A 17,717-nucleotide genomic window follows, 5' to 3' on the forward strand; every position below is an offset into this window, starting at 1 on the left:
AATGGGCTAAGAACTCATCAGAGCCGATGAGTTTGGAGAGTGATGACGTCCCCGCAGGTCACCGATGATGTCGCTGACGATGTCACCGATCCCCCGGCAGGGCCTTCGCGGTCCTTTCCCGGGGGTCGGCGGGTGCTCGGCGCCGCGCTCGTCCTCATCGTGGTCCAGCTCGCCTGGCGGGCCGTGATCCTGTACAGGGGCGGCTTCTTCGGCGACGACCTCAACATGGTGGGCAGGGCCGCGGCCGAACCCTTCGGGCTCGACTACCTCTTCGGCGTCTACTCCGCGCACGTGATGCCGGTCGGGATGATCGCCAACACGGTCGTCACCTCGCTCGGCGCGTACGACTGGACGGTGACCGCGGCGGCGCTGCTGCTCTTCCAGCTCGCCGCCTCGCTCGCCGTGTACCGCATGCTGCGCGTGCTGTTCGGTGCCCGCTGGATGATCCTGGTGCCGCTGTCCCTCTACCTGTTCACACCGCTCGCCCTGCCCGCCTTCTACTGGTGGGCGGCGGCGGTCCAGGCCCTGCCGCTGCAGATCGCGATCGCGATGGCGGTCGCCTCGCACGTGACGTTCCTGCGCTCCGGGCGCGGCGTGGACGCGGTCGTGACCGGGCTGTGGTTCCTGTTCGGGCTCGGCTCCTTCCACCTCAAGGCCGTCTTCGCCATCCCCCTGCTGCTCGTCCTGGTCACCGTCCTGTACTTCCCCGTCCGTGAGCGCCTGCGCTCCCTGGCGACGGTGTTCGGCGCGTACGCGGTCATGGCGGGCGCCTACTCGATCCTGTTCCTCCTGCAGCTCGACCGCCTGCACGGCCAGGAGATCGGGGCGCCCTCCTCCGAGGTGGCCGGCCGGGCCGTGGCGCGGATGCTGGGCGTCACCCTTCCGGTGCTCGCGGCCGGGGGACCCGGGCCCTGGTGGTACAAGTTCTACGCGGTGCCGCCGCAGGCGATGGTCGGCGCGGCCTGGGCGCTCATCGGGGTGGTCGTCGCCGTCACCCTGCTCCTCAGGCGGGGAGCGTGGAAGGCCTGGCTGATCCTCTGCCTCTATCCGCCCCTCCTCATGGTGCCGATCCTGGCCGGACGATCCCTGGACCGGGCCCTGGGCGAGGAGGCCCGCTACCTCGCGGACGTGACCCCGGTGATCGCCCTCTGTCTGGGGCTGGCGATGCTCCCGCTGCTGGGCGAGGCGCGCCCGTACCGCTGGCGGATCCCGGCCCGCGTCGCCGGGACCGGCTGCGCGTTGCTGGCGATGGCGGTCGCCGCCTTCTCCGTCTACTCCGCGCACAGATACGTGATGGGGACGGAGCCGGGGCGGGCCGAGATCCGCTCCTACCTCGCCTCGGTGCGGGCCACGCTCGCCTCCGCCCCGCCGGGCAGTGACATCTATCCCCAGCAGACGCCCTACGACCAGTTCGGCTTCGGGTACGGGGACGAAGGGCTCAGCCACCTCACCCTCAGCCCGCTCGCCCCGCCCGAACTCGCCGCCCTCATGCGCAACCCCCGGCCCGCCGTCGCCCCGCTCGTGCTCGACCCCACCGGGCGCCGCCTCGTCCCGGTCCGCCTCACCGGCCCCTACGTCGCCGCCCCCGGCGGCTGCTTCCCCCAGCTGGGCGGCACGATCTCGATCCCCCTCGCGCACAAGGGCGGCATGGTCGTCCTCGGCCTCGACTACCGCTCCACCGCCAGGACGGCGGCCTACGTGCAGGTGGGGGAGCAGGAGGTCGAGATCGTCCTCGAACAGGGAACCGGCAGGATCCACATCCCCTTCACCGCCCCCGGCGCCTCGGTGCGGATGGAGGTCCTGTCCGCCGACACCCGGGTCTGCGTCATCGGCGGCCTCTTCGGCGGCCCGGTCCCTGGCTAGAGGGGCGGCTCCGAAGCGCGGTCGGTGATCGGGTGATCGGTGGCGCGGTCGCGCCGGAGCGCGGCGTCCTCTTCTTTTGCCGTGAGAGGTATGACTTTTGCTGGTTTTCGGCATAAACGTATGGGCAAGTGGAAAATCTTGCTTTAGATTACGGCCAGAGCGGCATTAACTCCTCCCCGTCACAGCGAATCAGGTCCGGCGTCCGCCATCCGATCGGTCACACCGGCGGTGCCGCATCCCCCCACGCCGCGCCGAAAGCGGCCTCCTCACCGAGATGGAACGGTCATGCGGAAATCCCCCCTTTTATCCGTCTTACTGCTCACCGCGCTCTCATGGCTCGCCGTACCCGCTCAAGCACACGTGGCAGTGCCGCCACAGGTGCCGGGCGTCACCCTGCGCACCTACGACGTCCAGGTCGAACTGTCCAAGCTCTGCACGCTCAAGCCCGGTCAGACACCCAACGTGGACAAGCTGATGCCCACGATCGACTGGAGCTCCGACGCCGACTTCGGCCTGACCGACATGTTCGTCACCGAGGCGATCGGCAACATCTCCATCGCCACCGCGGGCACCTACGAGTTCCGGCTCACCAGCGACGACGGCTCTCGGCTGCGCATCGACGACACCGTCGTGATCACCAACGACGGGCGGCACGGGCCGATCGCCGTGGACGGCACGATCACCCTGACCACCGGCTACCACGCGTTGCGCGTCGACCACTTCGAGCACCTGTACGGCCAGCAGCTCAAGCTGGAGTGGAAACCACCCGGATCCTCGGGGTTCGCCCTCGTGCCGAACTCGGTGCTGAGCACGGACGCGGACGTGGTGCGGGTCACCGCCCCCGGGCGCAAGGAGTGCGAGAGCGGCGCCGACTCTCCGGGCGACGGGCTGCCGCTGGAGTCGGTACACCCCGACTTCACGCTCACCGACCTGCGACCGGAGGGTTTCCGGCCGCAGGTGACCGCGATGGACTGGCTGCCCGACGGCCGGTTGGCGGTCGCCACGTGGGGCGGCTCGGAAACCAAGCTCGGCGAGGTCTACCTGCTCGGCAACGTCACGGGCAAGACCTCACCCGCGCAGGTGACCACCAAGAAGATCGCCGGTGGGCTCCAGGAGCCCATGGGCATCAAGTACGTGGACGGCAAGCTCTACGTCTCGGAGAAGTCCCGGCTGGTGGAGCTGAACGACACCGACGGCGACGAGGTCGCCGACAACCTCAGGACCGTGGCGACCTGGCCGTTCGGCGGCAACTTCCACGAGTTCGCGTTCGGGCTGCTCTACCGTGACGGCCACTTCTACATCAACCTCTCCGTCGCCATCAACTACGGCGGCGCCACCACCGACCCGCAACCGGCGCCGGACAGGGGCACGACCATCAAGGTCGACAAGGCCACCGGCAAGGTCGAGTACGTCGCCGGCGGCCTGCGCACGCCCAACGGGCTCGGCTGGGGCCCGAACGACGACCTGTTCGTCATGGACAACCAGGGCGGCTGGCTGCCCGCCTCGAAACTGGTGCACGTCAAGAAGGACCGGTTCTTCAACCACTACACCAACCCCGACGGCCGGTTCGACGACAACGTGGTGAGCGCGCCCGTGCTCTGGCTGCCGCACAACGAGATCGCCAATTCCCCCAGCACGCCACTGCTCATGAAGCAGGGCAGGTACGCGGGTCAGATGCTGTTCGGCGACGTCACCTACGGCGGGATCCAGCGCGGCTACCTGGAGAAGGTCAACGGCGAGTACCAGGGCGCGGTCTTCCGCTTCACCCAGGGCCTTGAGGCGGGGGTCAACCGGATCAGCCTGGGACCCGACGGCGCCGTCTACGCCGGAGGTCTCGGCGCCGGCGGAAACTGGGGCCAGCCGGGCAAGCTCACCTACGGACTGCAGAAGCTGACCCCCGGCGACGACAAGGCCTTCGACATCCTGAAGATGCGCGCGATCGAGGGCGGCTTCGAGCTGCAGTACACCCAGCCGCTGTCGGCCGAGACCGCCGCGTCGCTGGCGGCGAGGTACCAGGCCACCCAGTGGCGGTACGCCGCGGCCTCCACCTACGGTGGCCCCAAGGTGGACGAGGAGCCGCTGACCGTCACCTCCGCGACCCTGAACCCCAGCGGGAAGAAGGTCACGCTGAAGATCGCCGGTCTCAAGCCGGGGCGCGTGGTGCACCTGCGGTCGCCGCGCCCGTTCGGTTCGGCGTCGGGGCAGCCGCTGTGGAGCACCGAGGCCTGGTACACGCTCAACTCGATGGTCGACGGTCCGGAGACGGACACCGTGTACGAGGCGGAGAGCGCCTCGCACAGCGGCGGCGCGAAGCTGAACACCGATCATCTGAGCTACTCGGGAAGCGGCTTCGTCGACGGTTACCAGGCCGTGGGAGCGGCCACGCAGTTCGCCGTGCACGCGGCCAGGGAGGGCACGTACCACGTCGGCCTGCGCTACTCCAACGGCCCGCACCCCGCGCCCGGCACCAAGTCCCTGAGCGTGTACGTCAACGGGACCAAGGTCAGGCAGGTGCCGCTGCCCACCACGGAGACCTGGGACCTGTGGGCCACCCGGGTCGAACCGCTCACGTTGAGGAAGGGCGCCAACCTCATCACCTACAGGTTCGACAGCGGTGACGTGGGCCACGTCAACCTGGACTCCATCACCGTGGCCGCGCAGCGGGTGTTCGAGGCCGAGAACGCCTCGCTGAGCGGTGGCGCGAAGGCGAACCAGAACCACCAGGGCTACACCTACAAGGGCTTCGTCGACGGCTACTGGAACCAGGGCGCGAGCACGTCGTTCTCCGTGTGGTCGGACTCGACCGGCACGCACAACGTGGGGCTCCGCTACGCGGCCGACGTCGGCAGGTCGTTGAGCGTGTACGTCAACGGAGAGAAGGTCAGGCAGGTGCGGCTGGCCGCCACCGGCGGCTGGGACGCCTGGGCCGTCCAGACGGAGCCGCTCAACCTGAACCGGGGCACGAACACGATCGCCTACAGGTACGACTCCGGCGACACGGGCAACGTCAACCTCGACCACATCACCGTGTCGAAGGCGCAGCGGATCACGCTGTTCGACGGGTCAAGTCTGGCGGCGTGGGAGAAACGGGCCGGCGGAGCGGCGACCTGGCCGATCGCGAACGGCTCCGTGGAGTCCTACGGCGGCGACATCCGTACCCGGCAGACGTTCGGCGACTTCAAGCTCCACGCCGAGTGGTACGAGCCGGACTACCCGCCGGACGTGACCGGACAGCAGCGGGGCAACAGCGGCGTCTTCCTCCAGGAACGCTACGAGATCCAGGTCCTGGAGTCGTACGGTGACACCACGCCGGCCGCCAACGAGGCGGGGGCGATCTACAACAAGCGCGCGCCCGACCGCAACATGGCCACCGCCTCGGGAACGTGGCAGACCTACGACATCACCTTCCGCGCGGCCCGGTACACCGGCGCGGGAGTGAAGGTCGACGACGCGCGGGTCACGGTCGTCTGGAACGGCGTGGTGGTGCACGACGACGTGGCCGTCGACGGCGGCACGGGCGACCACATCCCGGAGAGCGCGGCGTCGGGCGGGATCCGCCTTCAGGACCACGGCGACGCCGGCGAGAACCCCCGCTTCCGCAACATATGGATCGAACCCGTCTCCTGACCTCATCCGCTCAGCAGGCCGTCCCGCTCTCCGCGCGGGGCGGCCTGCCCTGTGCGCGAGGCCACCCGCCGGGCCGTGAGCGCACCGCGACGCCCCCGTCCTCCCAGCCGTTCGTCCGGGACCCGGGCCCCGCCCGTGGCGGTGCCGTTCACGCCGGTTCGGGCCGTGCCGCCTTCCCGGCCAGCTCCTGGACGCCCTTGAGGAGCCTGTCCACGTCGGACTCGTCGGTGTACGGCGCGATTCCGGCCCGGATGGCGCCGGTGTCGCCGAGGCCCAGGCGGCGGGAGCACTCCAGCGCGTAGAAGCTGCCCGCGGGGGCGTTGACGCCGCGTTCGGCCAGGAAGCGGTAGGCGTCGGCGGACCTGACGTGGTCGACGGAGAACAGGGTCGTGGGGGTGCGGGCGCGCGACGCCGCGCCGTAGAAGGTCACTCCGGCGATCTCGGCCAGCCCCGCGTCGAGCCGTTCGAGCAGGATCCTCTCGTGCTCCTCCAGCTCGGCCATCGAGCCTTCCAGGCGTTCGCGCCTGGTCCCCTCACCCGGTACGAGCCCGGCGAGGAAGTCGACCGCCGCCGTCGTGCCGGCGAGCAGCTCGTAGGGCAGCGTGCCCAGCTCGAAGCGTTCGGGCACCGCGTCGGTGGCGGGGAGCAGCTTGTCGGGGTGGACGCTCTCCAGCAGGCCGGGGTCGGCGGCGAGCACGCCCAGGTGCGGGCCGAGAAACTTGTACGGCGAGCAGGCGTAGAAGTCGGCGCCCAGCCGTCCGACGTCGACCAGGCTGTGCGGCGTCAGGTGCACGCCGTCGACGTAGAGCAGCGCCCCGGCCGCGTGCACCCGTTCGGCGATCGCCGGGATGTCCGGACGGCTGCCCAGCAGGTTCGACGCGGCCGTGACGGCCACCAGCCGGGTGCGCCCGCCGAGCAGGTGGGCGATCGTGTCGACGCTCAGCTCGCCGCTTTCCGGGTCGAAGTCGGCCCGGCGTACCGTGACCCCGCGCGCCTCGGCGGCATGCACCCAGGGCCGGATGTTCGCGTCGTGGTCCAGGGTGGTGACCACGACCTCGTCACCGGGGCTCCACTCCTTGGCGAGCGCGCGGGCCATGTCGTAGGTGAGCTGGGTCATGCTCCGGCCGAACACGACGCCGCCCGGGGTGGCGCCGAGCAGGTCGGCCATCGCCTGGCGCGCCTCGGTCACGATCCCGTCGGCGCGCCGCTCGGCGGCGGTCTCGGCCCCCCGGTTGGAGACGGCGGCCCGCAGCGCACCGGCCACGGCCTCCGCGACCGGCTCGGGCACCTGCGACCCCCCGGGCCCGTCGAAGTGCGCCGCTCCCTCGTCCAACGCGGGAAAGTGCGCCCGTACAGCCGCCACGTCGTATGCCACAAAACCTCCAGGACCGCTGCCGGCCATCGGTGTTCTTGTCAGGCGTCCCCATTGGAGCGGAACGTGGCCAGAGTACTTCGTCAGGTTGATTTGGGTAGGTGGTGTGCCGGCTGGGGCGGGCAGGGGGCGCGCTGGTCCACGCGTGGACGAGGGCTTGGAGCGTGGACGGCACCCGGGTCATTCGCCCCGGTAGGAGGGTGGGCGCTTCTCGCGGAAGGCGCGGGAGCCCTCCTTGGCGTCCGCCGAGCCGATGACCGGCCAGCCGACGGCGTCGGAGACCTTCAGCGCCTCGGCCTCGGGCAGGCCCAGGGTCTCGCGGTAGGTGCGGAGGATGGCCTGGACGGCGAGGGGGCCGCACTCGGCGATCCGGGCGGCGATCTCCAGGGCGGTCGTGAGTGCCTCCCCGTCGGGGACGACCCGGTTGACCAGGCCCATGGTCAGCGCCTCCCGCGCGGTGACGGCGCGGCCGGTGAGCAGGATGTCCATCGCGAAGGCGTACGGGATCTGGCGGGGCAGGCGGATCGCGGAGCCGCCCATGGGGAAGAGGGCGCGGCGGGCCTCGAACAGGCCGAGGGTGGCGGACTCGGCGACCACCCTCATGTCGGTGCCGACGAGCAGTTCGGTGCCCCCGGCGACGGCGTACCCCTCGACCGCGCAGACGATCGGCTTCGTCGGCAGCGCGCCGGAGTCGCGGAGCAGGCCCTTCCAGTGGAAGTCGGGGATGGCCGCGGCGCGCTCCCTGACCCGGGCGTCCTGCGAAGGGGTGCCCATCGCCTTCAGGTCGGCGCCCGCGCAGAACGTCCCGTGCGCGCCGGTGAGGACGGCGACGCGGACCTCGGGCTCCTCGGAGACGTACGCCCAGGCGTCGGCCAGGCCGACCAGCATGTCGGTGGAGAGCGCGTTCCTCGCCTCCGGCCGGTCCATGGTGACGACCACGACGTGACCGTCACGCTCGATCCGGCAGTGCGGTGTGCTGATCGGCAGGAGTTCCACGGGACGACCTCCGTTGGTTCAACCAGGTGCCTGGTGGGGGAAATTCTGGACGCGTGCCGGCTCCCGCGCGGTGTGGCCGCCCGGGGCCGTTCGCTCCCGCGCGGTGAGGGGGCGTTCGCTCCCGTGCGGGGTGTGGGAGCGGGGTCTCGGCGACGCCGGGAGGGACGTCTCCGAGGAGGGCCGATCCCACGCGGAAAGAGTGGGGCCTGTGCTGGGTCAAGCGCTTGCTAGGCGCACCTCCCGAGGTTAGTCTGCCCATGCGCACAAGAACAGATTCTTGTTCTATATACCCCGTTCCGCCAGGGCTTGTCGCGATAAAGAGAACGTGATGCACTTCGGTGTACCGGGGCCTTTCCAGCGAAAGGATGTCCGATGGGTACGCTCGGTTTCTGGAGACTGGCGCAGGCGGACCCCGACTGGGTGGCCGCCGTCGACCCGGACGGCGCGGAACATCGCGCCGGTGACCTCCTCGCCCGTGCCAACCGTCTCGTCCACGGCCTGAGAGAGCTCGGCCTCCAGGCGGGCGACGGCATCTGCGGCCTGGTGCCCAACGGCTCCGACGGGCTCGTCCTCTATCTCGCCGCCCTGCAGGCCGGCTGGTACTACACGCCGATCAACTGGCACCTCACCGGCCCCGAGATCGGCTACATCGTCGCCGACAGCGAGGCGCGGGCCTTCTTCGTCGACGAGCGGTACGCCGAGGAGGGCCTGCGCGGTGCCGCCGAGTCGGGCATCGCCCCCGAGCGGGTCTTCGCGTTCGGGCACCTGGAGGGCGCGCGGCCCGTCTCCGAGCTGACCGAGGGGCGCCCCGACACCGCACCCGCCGACCGTACGGCGGGCGCCACCATGCACTACACCTCCGGCACCACCGGCAGGCCCAAGGGGGTGCGGCGCCCGCTCAGCGGCATGGACCCGGACGACGCCGCCGAGCTGATGACGTTCCTGCTCACCCTGTTCGGCATCACCCCCGGCAAGGAGAACGTCCACCTCGTCACCTCGCCGAACTACCACACCGCCGTCACCCAGTTCGGGGGGACGGCCCTGCACATGGGGCACACGCTCGTCTACATGGACAAATGGGACGCCGAGGAGACCCTCCGGCTCTGCGCGAGGTACCGCGTCACCAACTCGCACCTGGTCCCGACCCACTTCAAGCGCCTGCTCGCCCTCCCCGCCGACGTGAGGTCGAAGTACGACCTCTCCTCCCTGCGGTGGATGATCCACGCCGCGGCCCCGTGCCCGGTCCCCGTCAAGTGGGCGATGCTGGAGTGGTGGGGTGACTGCGTCTACGAGTACTACGCGGCCACCGAGGGCGGCGGCACCATCGCCACCCCGCAGGACTGGAGGAGCCGTCCCGGCACCGTCGGCACCGCCTGGCCGATCAGCGAGCTGCTCATCGTGGACGAGAACCTGGAGCCCGTGCCGGCGGGGACCCCCGGAACCGTCTACATGAAGATGCGGGGCCTCAGCTTCGAGTACAAGGGCGACCCGGCGAAGACCGAGGCCAACCGGTTGCGCGACCACTTCACCGTCGGCGACATCGGCTACCTGGACGAGGACGGCTTCCTCTTCCTCTGCGACCGCAAGGCCGACATGATCATCTCCGGCGGGGCGAACATCTACCCCGCCGAGATCGAGAACGAGCTGATGGTCCACCCCAAGGTCGCGGACGTGGCCGTGTTCGGCATCCCCGACGAGGAGTGGGGCGAGCAGATCAAGGCCGTGGTCGAGCCCGCGCCCGGCGTCGCACCCTCGCCCGAGCTCGCCGCCGAGCTCGTCGAGTCGCTGAGGGGCCGCCTGTCGACGATGAAGTGGCCGAGATCCGTCGACTTCGTCACGGAGATGCCCCGCGAGCCCAACGGCAAGCTCCTCAAACGCAAGCTGCGTGACCCGTACTGGAAGGGACGCGAACGTGCCATCTAGCGAAGACCCCCCGGCGCCGCTGCGGGCACGGCACGTACTGGAGTTCCCCGGCGGATACACGCGCACGACGGGACCGGTGATCGGGCGCTTCCTCACCGAACTGCGCGACGGGCGGCTCTTCGGGGTCCGCACGGCGGCGGGACGCACGCTGGTGCCGCCGCTGGAGTACGACCCCGAGACCGGCGACGCGGTGACCGAGGAGTTCGTCGAGGTCGGCCCCGCGGGCACCGTGGAGAGCTGGGCCTGGGTGACCGTCCCCAGGAAGGGCCACCCGCTGGACCGGCCGTTCGCCTGGGCCCTCATCCGGCTGGACGGCGCCGACACCTCGCTGGTGCACGCGGTGGACGCCGGAGACGTCAGGGCGATGCGCCCGGGGCTGCGGGTGCGCCCCCGCTGGCGGGCCGAGCGCACCGGCCACATCACCGACATCGAGAGCTTCGTCCCCGAGGTCACCAGGATCGTCTCCGAGGTCCGCGCCGAGTACACGGTCACGCCGGGGCTCGCGCTGCGCCGCTTCCTGGAGGGGGTCGCAGAGGGCGTCCTCATCGGCTGCCGGTGCGGCACCTGCCACAAGGTCTACGTGCCCTACCGGCTCTCCTGCCCCGAGTGCGGGGTCTCGATCACCGAGGAGGTGGTCGTCCCGGACACCGGCACCATCACCACCTTCGCCATCAACAACCTGCCCGACCCACGGGCCCCCGAGGTGCCGTTCGTCTCGGCGTACATCCAGCTCGACGGCACCGACATCCCGATGATCGCCCTGGTCGGCGGGATCGCGGCCCACGAGGTGCGCCAGGGCATGCGGGTGCGGGCCGTCTGGGTGCCGCAGGAGGAGCGGACGATGTCCATGTCGAACATCAAGTGGTTCGCCCCCACCGGCGAGCCGGACGTGGAGCTGTAGATGCGGGAGATAGCGGTCGTCGCGTTCGCGCAGACCCGGCACAGCGCCGTCGACGAGGGACAGAGCGAGGCCGAGCTCATCCTGCCCCCGCTGGAGGAGGTGAGGGCCGCGACCGGGCTGCGCAGGTTCGGCTTCACCTGCTCGGGGTCGTGCGACTACCTGGCGGGCGCGCCGTTCTCGTTCGTCTCCGCGCTCGACGCGCTCGGCGCCTGGCCGCCGATCTCGGAGAGCCACGTCGAGATGGACGCCGCCTGGGCGCTGTACGAGGCGTGGGTCAGGCTCCAGCACGGCGACGTCGACTCGGCCCTGGTCTACGGCTTCGGCAAGTCCTCCCAGGGGGACCTTCGGGAGATCATGACGCTCCAGCTGGACCCGTACTACCTGGCTCCCCTCGGGCTGGACCAGGTCTCCTTCGCCGCGCTGCAGGCGTCGGCCACCGGGGCGGACCGGGCCGAACTCGACGAGATCGTGCGGCGCAGCCGGGCCGACGGCCACGCGAACCCCTACGCCCTCGACCTGCCGGACCCCTCGGGCGAGGACGCGGAGGTCGCGCCGCTGCGGCCGTACGACGTCGCCCCGATCACCGACGGCGCCGCCGCGGTGGTGCTGGCGGCCGGGGACCTGGCCAGGGAGCTGTGCGAGCGGCCCGCGTGGATAACGGGGATCGCCCACCGCATCGAGCCGCACTACCTGGGCATGAGGGATCTCGCCCGGTCGGCCTCCGCCGCCGACGCCGCACGCGCGGCGGGGGCGGGCAAGGGTGACGTCGACGTGGCCGAGCTGCACGTCCAGTTCAGCCACGAGGAGCTCATCCTGCGCGAGGCGCTGGAACTCGGTGAGGGCACGCGCGTCAACCCGAGCGGCGGCCCCCTCGCCGCGAACCCGGTCATGGCCACCGGCCTCATCAGGATCGGCGAGGCGGCCGCCCGGATCATGGACGGCACCGCGAGCCGCGTCCTCGGGCACGCCGCGAGCGGACCCTGTCTCCAGCACAACCTCGTCACCGTGATGGAGGCATGAAAGAGATGGGCACCCCCCCGCACGGCGAACGAGGAACGGTGAGCGACCATGGGTAACCCCTGCGCGGTCATCGGTGTCGGCCAGACCCACTACACGACCAAGCGACGCGACGTCTCCCTCGCCGGGCTGGTCCGCGAGGCGGCCCTGCGCGCGCTCCAGGACGCGGGCCTGACCTGGAAGGACATCGACGCGGTCGTCATCGGCAAGGCCCCCGACCTGTTCGAGGGCGTGATGATGCCCGAGGCGTACCTCGCCGACGCGCTGGGCGCCGCGGGCAAGCCGATGATGCGGGTCCACACGGCGGGCTCGGTCGGCGGGTCCACCGCGCTCGTCGGCGCCTCGCTCATCCAGGGCGGCGTGCACGACCGGGTGCTGGTGGTGGCGTTCGAGAAGCAGTCGGAGTCCAACGCGACCTGGGCCCTGTCCACCCACCTGCCGTTCAGCGCCTCGCTCGTCGTCGGTGCGGGAGGCTACTTCGCCCCGCACATCCGCGAGTACATCCGCCGCTCCGGCGCCCCCGAGCACATCGGCCACCTGGTGGCCGTCAAGGACCGGCGCAACGCGCTGAAGAACCCGTACGCCCACCTGAGGATCCCCGGCATCGACCGGAAGATGGTCGAGTCGACCCCGATGCTCTGGGAGCCGATCCGCTACCTCGACACCTGCCCGTCCTCCGACGGCGCCTGCGCGATGGTGCTGGCCGCGCAGGACAAGCTCACCGACAGCACCCCAGCCTGGGTGCTCGGCGCGGCGACCCGCTCCGAGCCGATCTTCCGCGCCGGTCGCGACACCGTGAACCCGCAGGGCGGCAAGGACTGCGCGGCCGACGTCTACCGGCAGGCCGGGATCACGGACCCGCGCAGGGAGATCGACGTGGCGGAGGTGTACGTGCCCTTCTCCTGGTACGAGCCGATGTGGCTGGAGAACCTCGGCTTCGCCGCCGAGGGGGAGGGCTGGAAGCTCACCGAGTCCGGAGCGACCGCCCTGGACGGCGACATCCCGTGGAACGCCTCGGGCGGTGTGCTGTCGAGCAACCCGATCGGCGCCTCGGGGCTGATCCGGTTCGCCGAGGCGGCGCTCCAGGTGCGAGGGATGGCGGGGGAGCACCAGGTGGACGGCGCCCGGCGGGCGCTCGGGCACGCCTACGGGGGCGGCGCGCAGTTCTTCGCGATGTGGATGGTCGGCAGCGACAAACCCTGATCCCCCAGGAGGGGTGCGAATGGAGTTCAACCACGCGGATCTGTTCGAAGGACTCGCCGACGCGATCGGGGACCGCACGGCCGTCGTCTGCGGCGACCGCCGCGTGACCTACGCCGAGCTGGACGCGCACGCCAACCGGCTCGCCCACTTCCTGGAGAGCAGGGGAGTGCGCGCCGGGCAGCACGTCGGAATACACCTCTACAACGGCATCGAGTACGTGGCGGGACTGCTCGCCACCCTCAAGATCCGCGCCGTGCCGGTCAACGTGAACTACCGCTACGTCGAGGCGGAGCTGCTCTATCTCTACCGGGACTCCGACATCGTCGCCCTGCTGTTCGACGTGGAGTTCGACGCCCGGGTGGCGGCCACGGCCCCCGACGCCCCCGCCCTGCGACATCTGATCGCCGTGGGAGGGCCGTCCCAGGTCGAGGGCGCGGTGCCGTACGAGGAGGCGCTGGCCGGGCAGCCGGAGACGCGCGGATTCCCCGAACGCTCAGGCGACGACCTCTACATCATCTACACCGGCGGCACGACCGGCATGCCCAAGGGCGTGATGTGGCGTACCGAGGATCTGTTCTTCGCCTTCGGCGGCGGCAACCCCTACGGCGAGCCGCGCGCCACCCCCGGCGAGGTGATCGAAGCGGCCTCGGCCGCGGGCGAGATGACCATGATGGCCGCGGCGCCGCTGATGCACGGCGCCGCCCAGATGGGCACCTTCATCACCTGGTGCATGGGCGGCACGATCGCCTACGTCCGCAGGTTCGACGCGGCCGAGGTGCTGCGGACGATCGAGCGGGAGAGGGTCCTCACGCTCAACATCACCGGGGACGCGATGGCCCGCCCGCTCGCCGACGAGATCGCCGGCGGCGGCTACGACCTGTCCTCGCTGTTCGCACTGAGCTCCACCGGCGCGATCCTCAGCGGTTCGGTACGCGAACGGCTGGAGGAGCTGCTGCCCGGCAAGATGATCATCGACAGCTTCGGCTCCACCGAGTCCGGCTACACCGCCTCGGCGGTTCCCGGATCCTCCCCCGAGTCCGGGCTGCGCTACCAGGCGAACCCGCACGCCGGCCTCGCCGTGCTCAACGAGTCGCTGGAACCGGTCAAGCCCGGCTCTGACGAGCTGGGCACCGTGGCCAGGAGCGGCCGGATCGCCTCCGGCTACTACAAGGACGAGGCCAAGACGGCCCGCACCTTCGTGACGGACAAGGACGGGGTCCGCTGGCTGCTCACCGGAGACATGGCCAAGGTCGAGGAGGACGGCACCATCGCGGTCTTCGGCAGGGGCTCCGCGTGCATCAACACCGGCGGGGAGAAGGTCTTCCCCGAGGAGGTCGAGGCGGTGCTCAAGGGCCACCCGGCGGTCTTCGACGCGGTCGTGACCGGCATCCCGGACGAGCGGTGGGGCACCCGCGTCGCGGCGGTGATCGAGCCGCGTCCCGGCACGGCGCCGACGGCCGAGGAACTCGACGCCCACTGCCGGGAGAAGATCTCCGGCTACAAGGTGCCCAGGACCTTCGCCTTCGTCGACGAGATGGTCCGCTCCCCGGCGGGCAAGGCCGACTACCGCTGGGCCAGGACGACCGCCGAGGCCGCCCGTTCCTGACGGTTTCACCGGGTCACCCCTCCCGCACGTCACCGGCTCTCCTGGCCGGAGGCCGTCAGGACGTCGCCCTGTTCGTCGCCGGGGGCCGCTGGACGGGCTGGGCTGTCGTACTGCCGGAGGCGAGGCGTGGACCGGCCGGACACGAGGTCACTGCGCGGCCGCGGTGAAAGATTCAGCAGGGGGGCGCTGGGGCTGTCTCGGCCGTATCGCTCGACGAGCGCGTTGCCGATCAAGGTGAGGTGGTCTCGCACGCCAGGCGGGCCGGTCACTTCGAGCCATTCGACCAGTCCGGCGAGCTCGCCCGCGAGCGCGTACTCGTTGTAGCCGCGGATCACGACCTCGATGCGGCCGTCGACCGTGGAACCTCCAACCTCAAGCCGGTCCCCGAGCGTCATCCGGAGCTTGCCGATCCCTTCGGGAGTGCACACGGCCTGGATTTCGAGAGGTGTTCGCCTTCGGTCGACTTCGTCGGCGATCTCCCTCCAGCTCTCGGCAAGGTCGAACCCCTCGGGTCGGCGCACGGGATCGTCGGTCGGCTCGACGGATGACACGCGATCGATCCGGAACGTCCGCCGACCGGCGTCGGTGTCGGTGACGAGGTACCACGTCGGCCCTTTGGCGACGATGCCCAGCGGGTGGACGGTTCTCTCGGTTTCGCTGCCTTCGCGGTCGACGTAGCCGAGCCGCACCTGGACGCCGCGGATCACCGCGTCCTGGAGTTCGTCGAGGAAGCGAGGTGGCCGGCGCTCGACCCGGCTCGACCCCCATCGTTGCGGGTCCATGACCAACGACGACGCCGCCGCCTCGGCCTGCCCCCGGAAGGGCTCCGGCAGGGCGTGGACGAGCTTGCGCAGAGCCGCTTTCACGGCCGGCGTCGCAGCCGAGACCGGGCTGGCGACCAGGAACAGGGCGCGGGCCTCACTCGCGGTCAACCCGGACAGGTCGGTGCGGGCGCCGCCCACGAGGCGCCAGCCGCCGCTTCGGCCCTGCATGGAGTACACCGGCACCCCGGCCATGGCCAGGGCGTCGAGGTCGCGGCGGGCGGTGCGCTCGGAGACCTCCAGCTCTCGGGCGACCTCTGCCGCCGTCACCTGCTCGCGCCGTTGCAGCAAGAGGAGGATGGCCACCAGCCGGTCGGTTCGCACGCCGACAACACTTTCACGTAAAACCGGTCATGGGGTGACCGGTTTCGGTTGGCAGGATGGCGACATCACCTCACCGACGAGGTCGACCACAGGCGAACACCCCCGGCCCGTCAGGGGTGCGCCGACGTCGTCTCCGGGAACCTTCGTCGCCCGATCACCCCGAAAAGACAGAGGAAACGCGATGCCCGATCCAACCGATTTTCCCAAGCCCACCCTTGTTCCGGTCAACGGTGTGGAACTCGAAGTCTTCGAGGCGGGCCGAGAAAATGCGGGAAAACCCATCGTGCTCTGCCACGGCTGGCCGGAGCACGCCTTCTCCTGGCGGCACCAGATGCCCGTCCTCGCCGCCGCCGGCTACCACGTCATCGCACCGAACCAGCGGGGTTACGGCAACTCGTCCCGCCCGGCCGAAGTGACGGACTACGACATCGAACACCTGTCGGGTGACCTCGTCGCACTCCTCGACCACTATGGATACGAAGACGCCGTCTTCGTCGGCCATGACTGGGGTGCGTTCGTCGTCTGGGGACTGACCCTGTTGCACCCCGACCGTGTGAACAAGGTGATCAACCTGAGCCTGCCCTACCCCGAGCGCGGAGAGAGGCCCTGGATCGAGTCCATGGAGGACATGCTCGGCGGCGACTTCTACTTCGTTCACTTCAATCGACAGCCGGGCGTCGCGGACGCCGTGTTCGAAGACAACACATTCCAGTTCCTCCGCAACATCTACCGGAAGAACGAGCCCCCCAGAGAGCCTCAGCAGGGCATGGCGCTGATCGATCTCGCCAGAGCGGAAACACCGCTCGGTGAGCCCATCATGAGCGACGGCGAACTGGCCGTCCTCGTCTCCGCCTTCGAATCATCGGGATTCACGGGCGGCATCAACTGGTACAGGAACCTCGACCGCAACTGGCACCTGCTGGCGGATGTGGACCCGATCATCCGACAGCCCGCACTCATGATCTATGGCGACAGGGATCTGGTCGCACGGGGTGAGAACCTGGCGGAGTTCGTGCCCAACGTGGAGGTGGTCAGCCTTGACTGCGGTCACTGGATCCAGCAGGAGAAGCCGGAAGAAACGAACCAGGCGATTGTGAAGTGGCTGGAACAGCAGGACGCCACCTGACCGCGATATGACAGGCCGACATCCGGGAGGTGGCCGGTCCGCTCGACACCGAAGACGTACGTGACCTCTGCGACCCCGGTAATCGGTCGTTGTCCGCGACAGCTATCGTGATCGTCTCCGTCGCCGATTTCCGCACCCGGACTCCTCGCGGGCCCGGTGGGGCGTGAACCGCTCCGGCCCGCGATCCGTTTCCTGAAGGTGATGCGTTTTCTGCGGACCGTCGTCCCGCTCCTCCTCGTGGTCGGCTGCTCGGGGACCACCGGCGTCGCCGTCGAGACCACCGCGCCGGCCGGGGAACGGCCGGGTGCCGTCGTCGTCCGGTACGTCAGCTGCGGTGGGATGACGTGCGAGGGCGGCGACAGCATGAGCGTCACCGCCGACGGGCGGGCCGGCTCGCTGCGTGACGGAGAGCTGGTCGTCGTCCCCCTCCCGGCGGCCGAGCTGCGCGACCTGCGGGCCGGGCTGGTCGAGTCCCTGGCCGGGAGGGAGGGCACGCTCGACCGTACCGGAGGGGCGACCGACCAGCCCTTCGCCGTCGTCACCGTGGTGGACTCCGGCGGCAGGACCCACGAGACCCGGCTGGAGGGGACGCCGACGGCGGAGGACGCCCCGGTCGTCGGCGCGACCGAGCGCCTCTCGAAACTGACCGCGCGGATCCGCGCCACCGGCACGCCCGATCCCACCGCGCCGGTCACGGTGACGATGTACGAGGACCCGAGCACCAGGCCGATCCGGCAGGCGACCTGGCCCGAGGGCATCACCACCCCGATCGAGGCCGCGTCCGGCGGCAACTTCGGCACCGAGACCTACCGGGGAGACGAGGCGAAAGCGCTACGCACCGCCCTGGGCAAGGCGGGGGACAACGTGACGGTGACCACCGGAGGCAAGACCCTGATCGCCCGCTGGGAGGCCGTGCTCCCTTGATCCGAGGGAAAGCG

General features: G+C 70.4%; 12 protein-coding genes. 9 read left to right on the plus strand and 3 right to left on the minus strand.

The features are described from left to right. Positions 1 to 42: 42 nt before the first annotated feature. Positions 43 to 1,863 carry a hypothetical protein gene (locus ABT352_RS21045; RefSeq protein WP_350946548.1) on the plus strand — a complete coding sequence of 607 codons (1,821 nt, stop codon included), beginning with the start codon at positions 43 to 45 and terminating at the stop codon, positions 1,861 to 1,863. Between the two features lie 360 nt (positions 1,864 to 2,223). Beyond that, positions 2,224 to 5,490 (plus strand): 3-keto-alpha-glucoside-1,2-lyase-like domain-containing protein, encoded by a 3,267-nt coding sequence (locus ABT352_RS21050; protein ID WP_350946549.1) that lies wholly within the window; start codon positions 2,224 to 2,226, stop codon positions 5,488 to 5,490. Between the two features lie 148 nt (positions 5,491 to 5,638). On the opposite strand, the gene ABT352_RS21055 is transcribed toward ABT352_RS21050, so the two are convergent. Further along, positions 5,639 to 6,865: a cysteine desulfurase-like protein gene (locus ABT352_RS21055; RefSeq protein ID WP_350946550.1), complete on the minus strand. Its 1,227-nt coding sequence runs from the start codon at positions 6,863 to 6,865 to the stop codon at positions 5,639 to 5,641. A 177-nt stretch (positions 6,866 to 7,042) separates the two neighbouring features. Further along, positions 7,043 to 7,858 (minus strand): crotonase/enoyl-CoA hydratase family protein, encoded by an 816-nt coding sequence (locus tag ABT352_RS21060; RefSeq protein WP_350946551.1) that lies wholly within the window; start codon positions 7,856 to 7,858, stop codon positions 7,043 to 7,045. 372 nt (positions 7,859 to 8,230) lie between these two features. Here ABT352_RS21060 and ABT352_RS21065 point away from each other — a divergent pair, with 372 nt between their 5' ends. The 5 genes from ABT352_RS21065 to ABT352_RS21085 are packed head-to-tail and all read left to right on the plus strand — an operon-like array spanning position 8,231 to position 14,508. After that, on the plus strand, positions 8,231 to 9,781 hold the full coding sequence (locus ABT352_RS21065; RefSeq protein WP_350946552.1) for an acyl-CoA synthetase: 1,551 nt from the start codon (positions 8,231 to 8,233) through the stop codon (positions 9,779 to 9,781). Then, the gene (locus tag ABT352_RS21070) at positions 9,771 to 10,682 is read left to right on the plus strand and encodes a Zn-ribbon domain-containing OB-fold protein (RefSeq protein ID WP_350946553.1); all 912 of its coding nucleotides are present in this window, start codon (positions 9,771 to 9,773) and stop codon (positions 10,680 to 10,682) included. The genes ABT352_RS21065 and ABT352_RS21070 overlap by 11 nt, the downstream gene beginning before the upstream one ends. Continuing rightward, positions 10,683 to 11,702, plus strand: a complete 1,020-nt coding sequence (locus ABT352_RS21075; RefSeq protein ID WP_350946554.1) for a thiolase family protein — start codon at positions 10,683 to 10,685, stop codon at positions 11,700 to 11,702. 48 nt (positions 11,703 to 11,750) lie between these two features. After that, a complete protein-coding gene (locus ABT352_RS21080; protein ID WP_350946555.1) occupies positions 11,751 to 12,902 on the plus strand; it encodes a thiolase family protein in 1,152 nt (383 codons plus the stop codon). A gap of 19 nt (positions 12,903 to 12,921) precedes the next feature. Then, positions 12,922 to 14,508 (plus strand): acyl-CoA synthetase, encoded by a 1,587-nt coding sequence (locus ABT352_RS21085; RefSeq protein WP_350946556.1) that lies wholly within the window; start codon positions 12,922 to 12,924, stop codon positions 14,506 to 14,508. Positions 14,509 to 14,537: 29 nt separating this feature from the next. Here the strand turns inward: ABT352_RS21085 and ABT352_RS21090 are convergent, their stop codons facing one another. Continuing rightward, positions 14,538 to 15,653: a helix-turn-helix transcriptional regulator gene (locus ABT352_RS21090; RefSeq protein WP_350946557.1), complete on the minus strand. Its 1,116-nt coding sequence runs from the start codon at positions 15,651 to 15,653 to the stop codon at positions 14,538 to 14,540. Positions 15,654 to 15,834: 181 nt separating this feature from the next. On the opposite strand from ABT352_RS21090, the gene ABT352_RS21095 reads away from it, so the two are divergent. Together ABT352_RS21095 and ABT352_RS21100 are read left to right on the plus strand one after the other, a co-directional pair. Beyond that, a complete protein-coding gene (locus ABT352_RS21095; protein WP_350946558.1) occupies positions 15,835 to 16,779 on the plus strand; it encodes an alpha/beta fold hydrolase in 945 nt (314 codons plus the stop codon). Positions 16,780 to 16,980: 201 nt separating this feature from the next. Further along, complete coding sequence (locus ABT352_RS21100; RefSeq protein ID WP_350946559.1) at positions 16,981 to 17,703, plus strand: hypothetical protein; 723 nt, start codon at positions 16,981 to 16,983, stop codon at positions 17,701 to 17,703. Positions 17,704 to 17,717: the final 14 nt, after the last annotated feature.

The sequence above is a fragment of the Streptosporangium sp. NPDC000563 genome (assembly GCF_040299985.1).
GTDB lineage: Bacteria > Actinomycetota > Actinomycetes > Streptosporangiales > Streptosporangiaceae > Streptosporangium.

Coding starts and splice junctions, on each gene's coding strand:
- ABT352_RS21045 (WP_350946548.1), top strand. CDS start 43: ATGACGTCCCCGCAGGTCACCGATGATGTCGCTGACGATGTCACCGAT.
- ABT352_RS21065 (WP_350946552.1), top strand. CDS start 8,231: ATGGGTACGCTCGGTTTCTGGAGACTGGCGCAGGCGGACCCCGACTGG.
- ABT352_RS21095 (WP_350946558.1), top strand. CDS start 15,835: ATGCCCGATCCAACCGATTTTCCCAAGCCCACCCTTGTTCCGGTCAAC.
- ABT352_RS21085 (WP_350946556.1), top strand. CDS start 12,922: ATGGAGTTCAACCACGCGGATCTGTTCGAAGGACTCGCCGACGCGATC.
- ABT352_RS21100 (WP_350946559.1), top strand. CDS start 16,981: ATGCGTTTTCTGCGGACCGTCGTCCCGCTCCTCCTCGTGGTCGGCTGC.
- ABT352_RS21075 (WP_350946554.1), top strand. CDS start 10,683: ATGCGGGAGATAGCGGTCGTCGCGTTCGCGCAGACCCGGCACAGCGCC.
- ABT352_RS21080 (WP_350946555.1), top strand. CDS start 11,751: ATGGGTAACCCCTGCGCGGTCATCGGTGTCGGCCAGACCCACTACACG.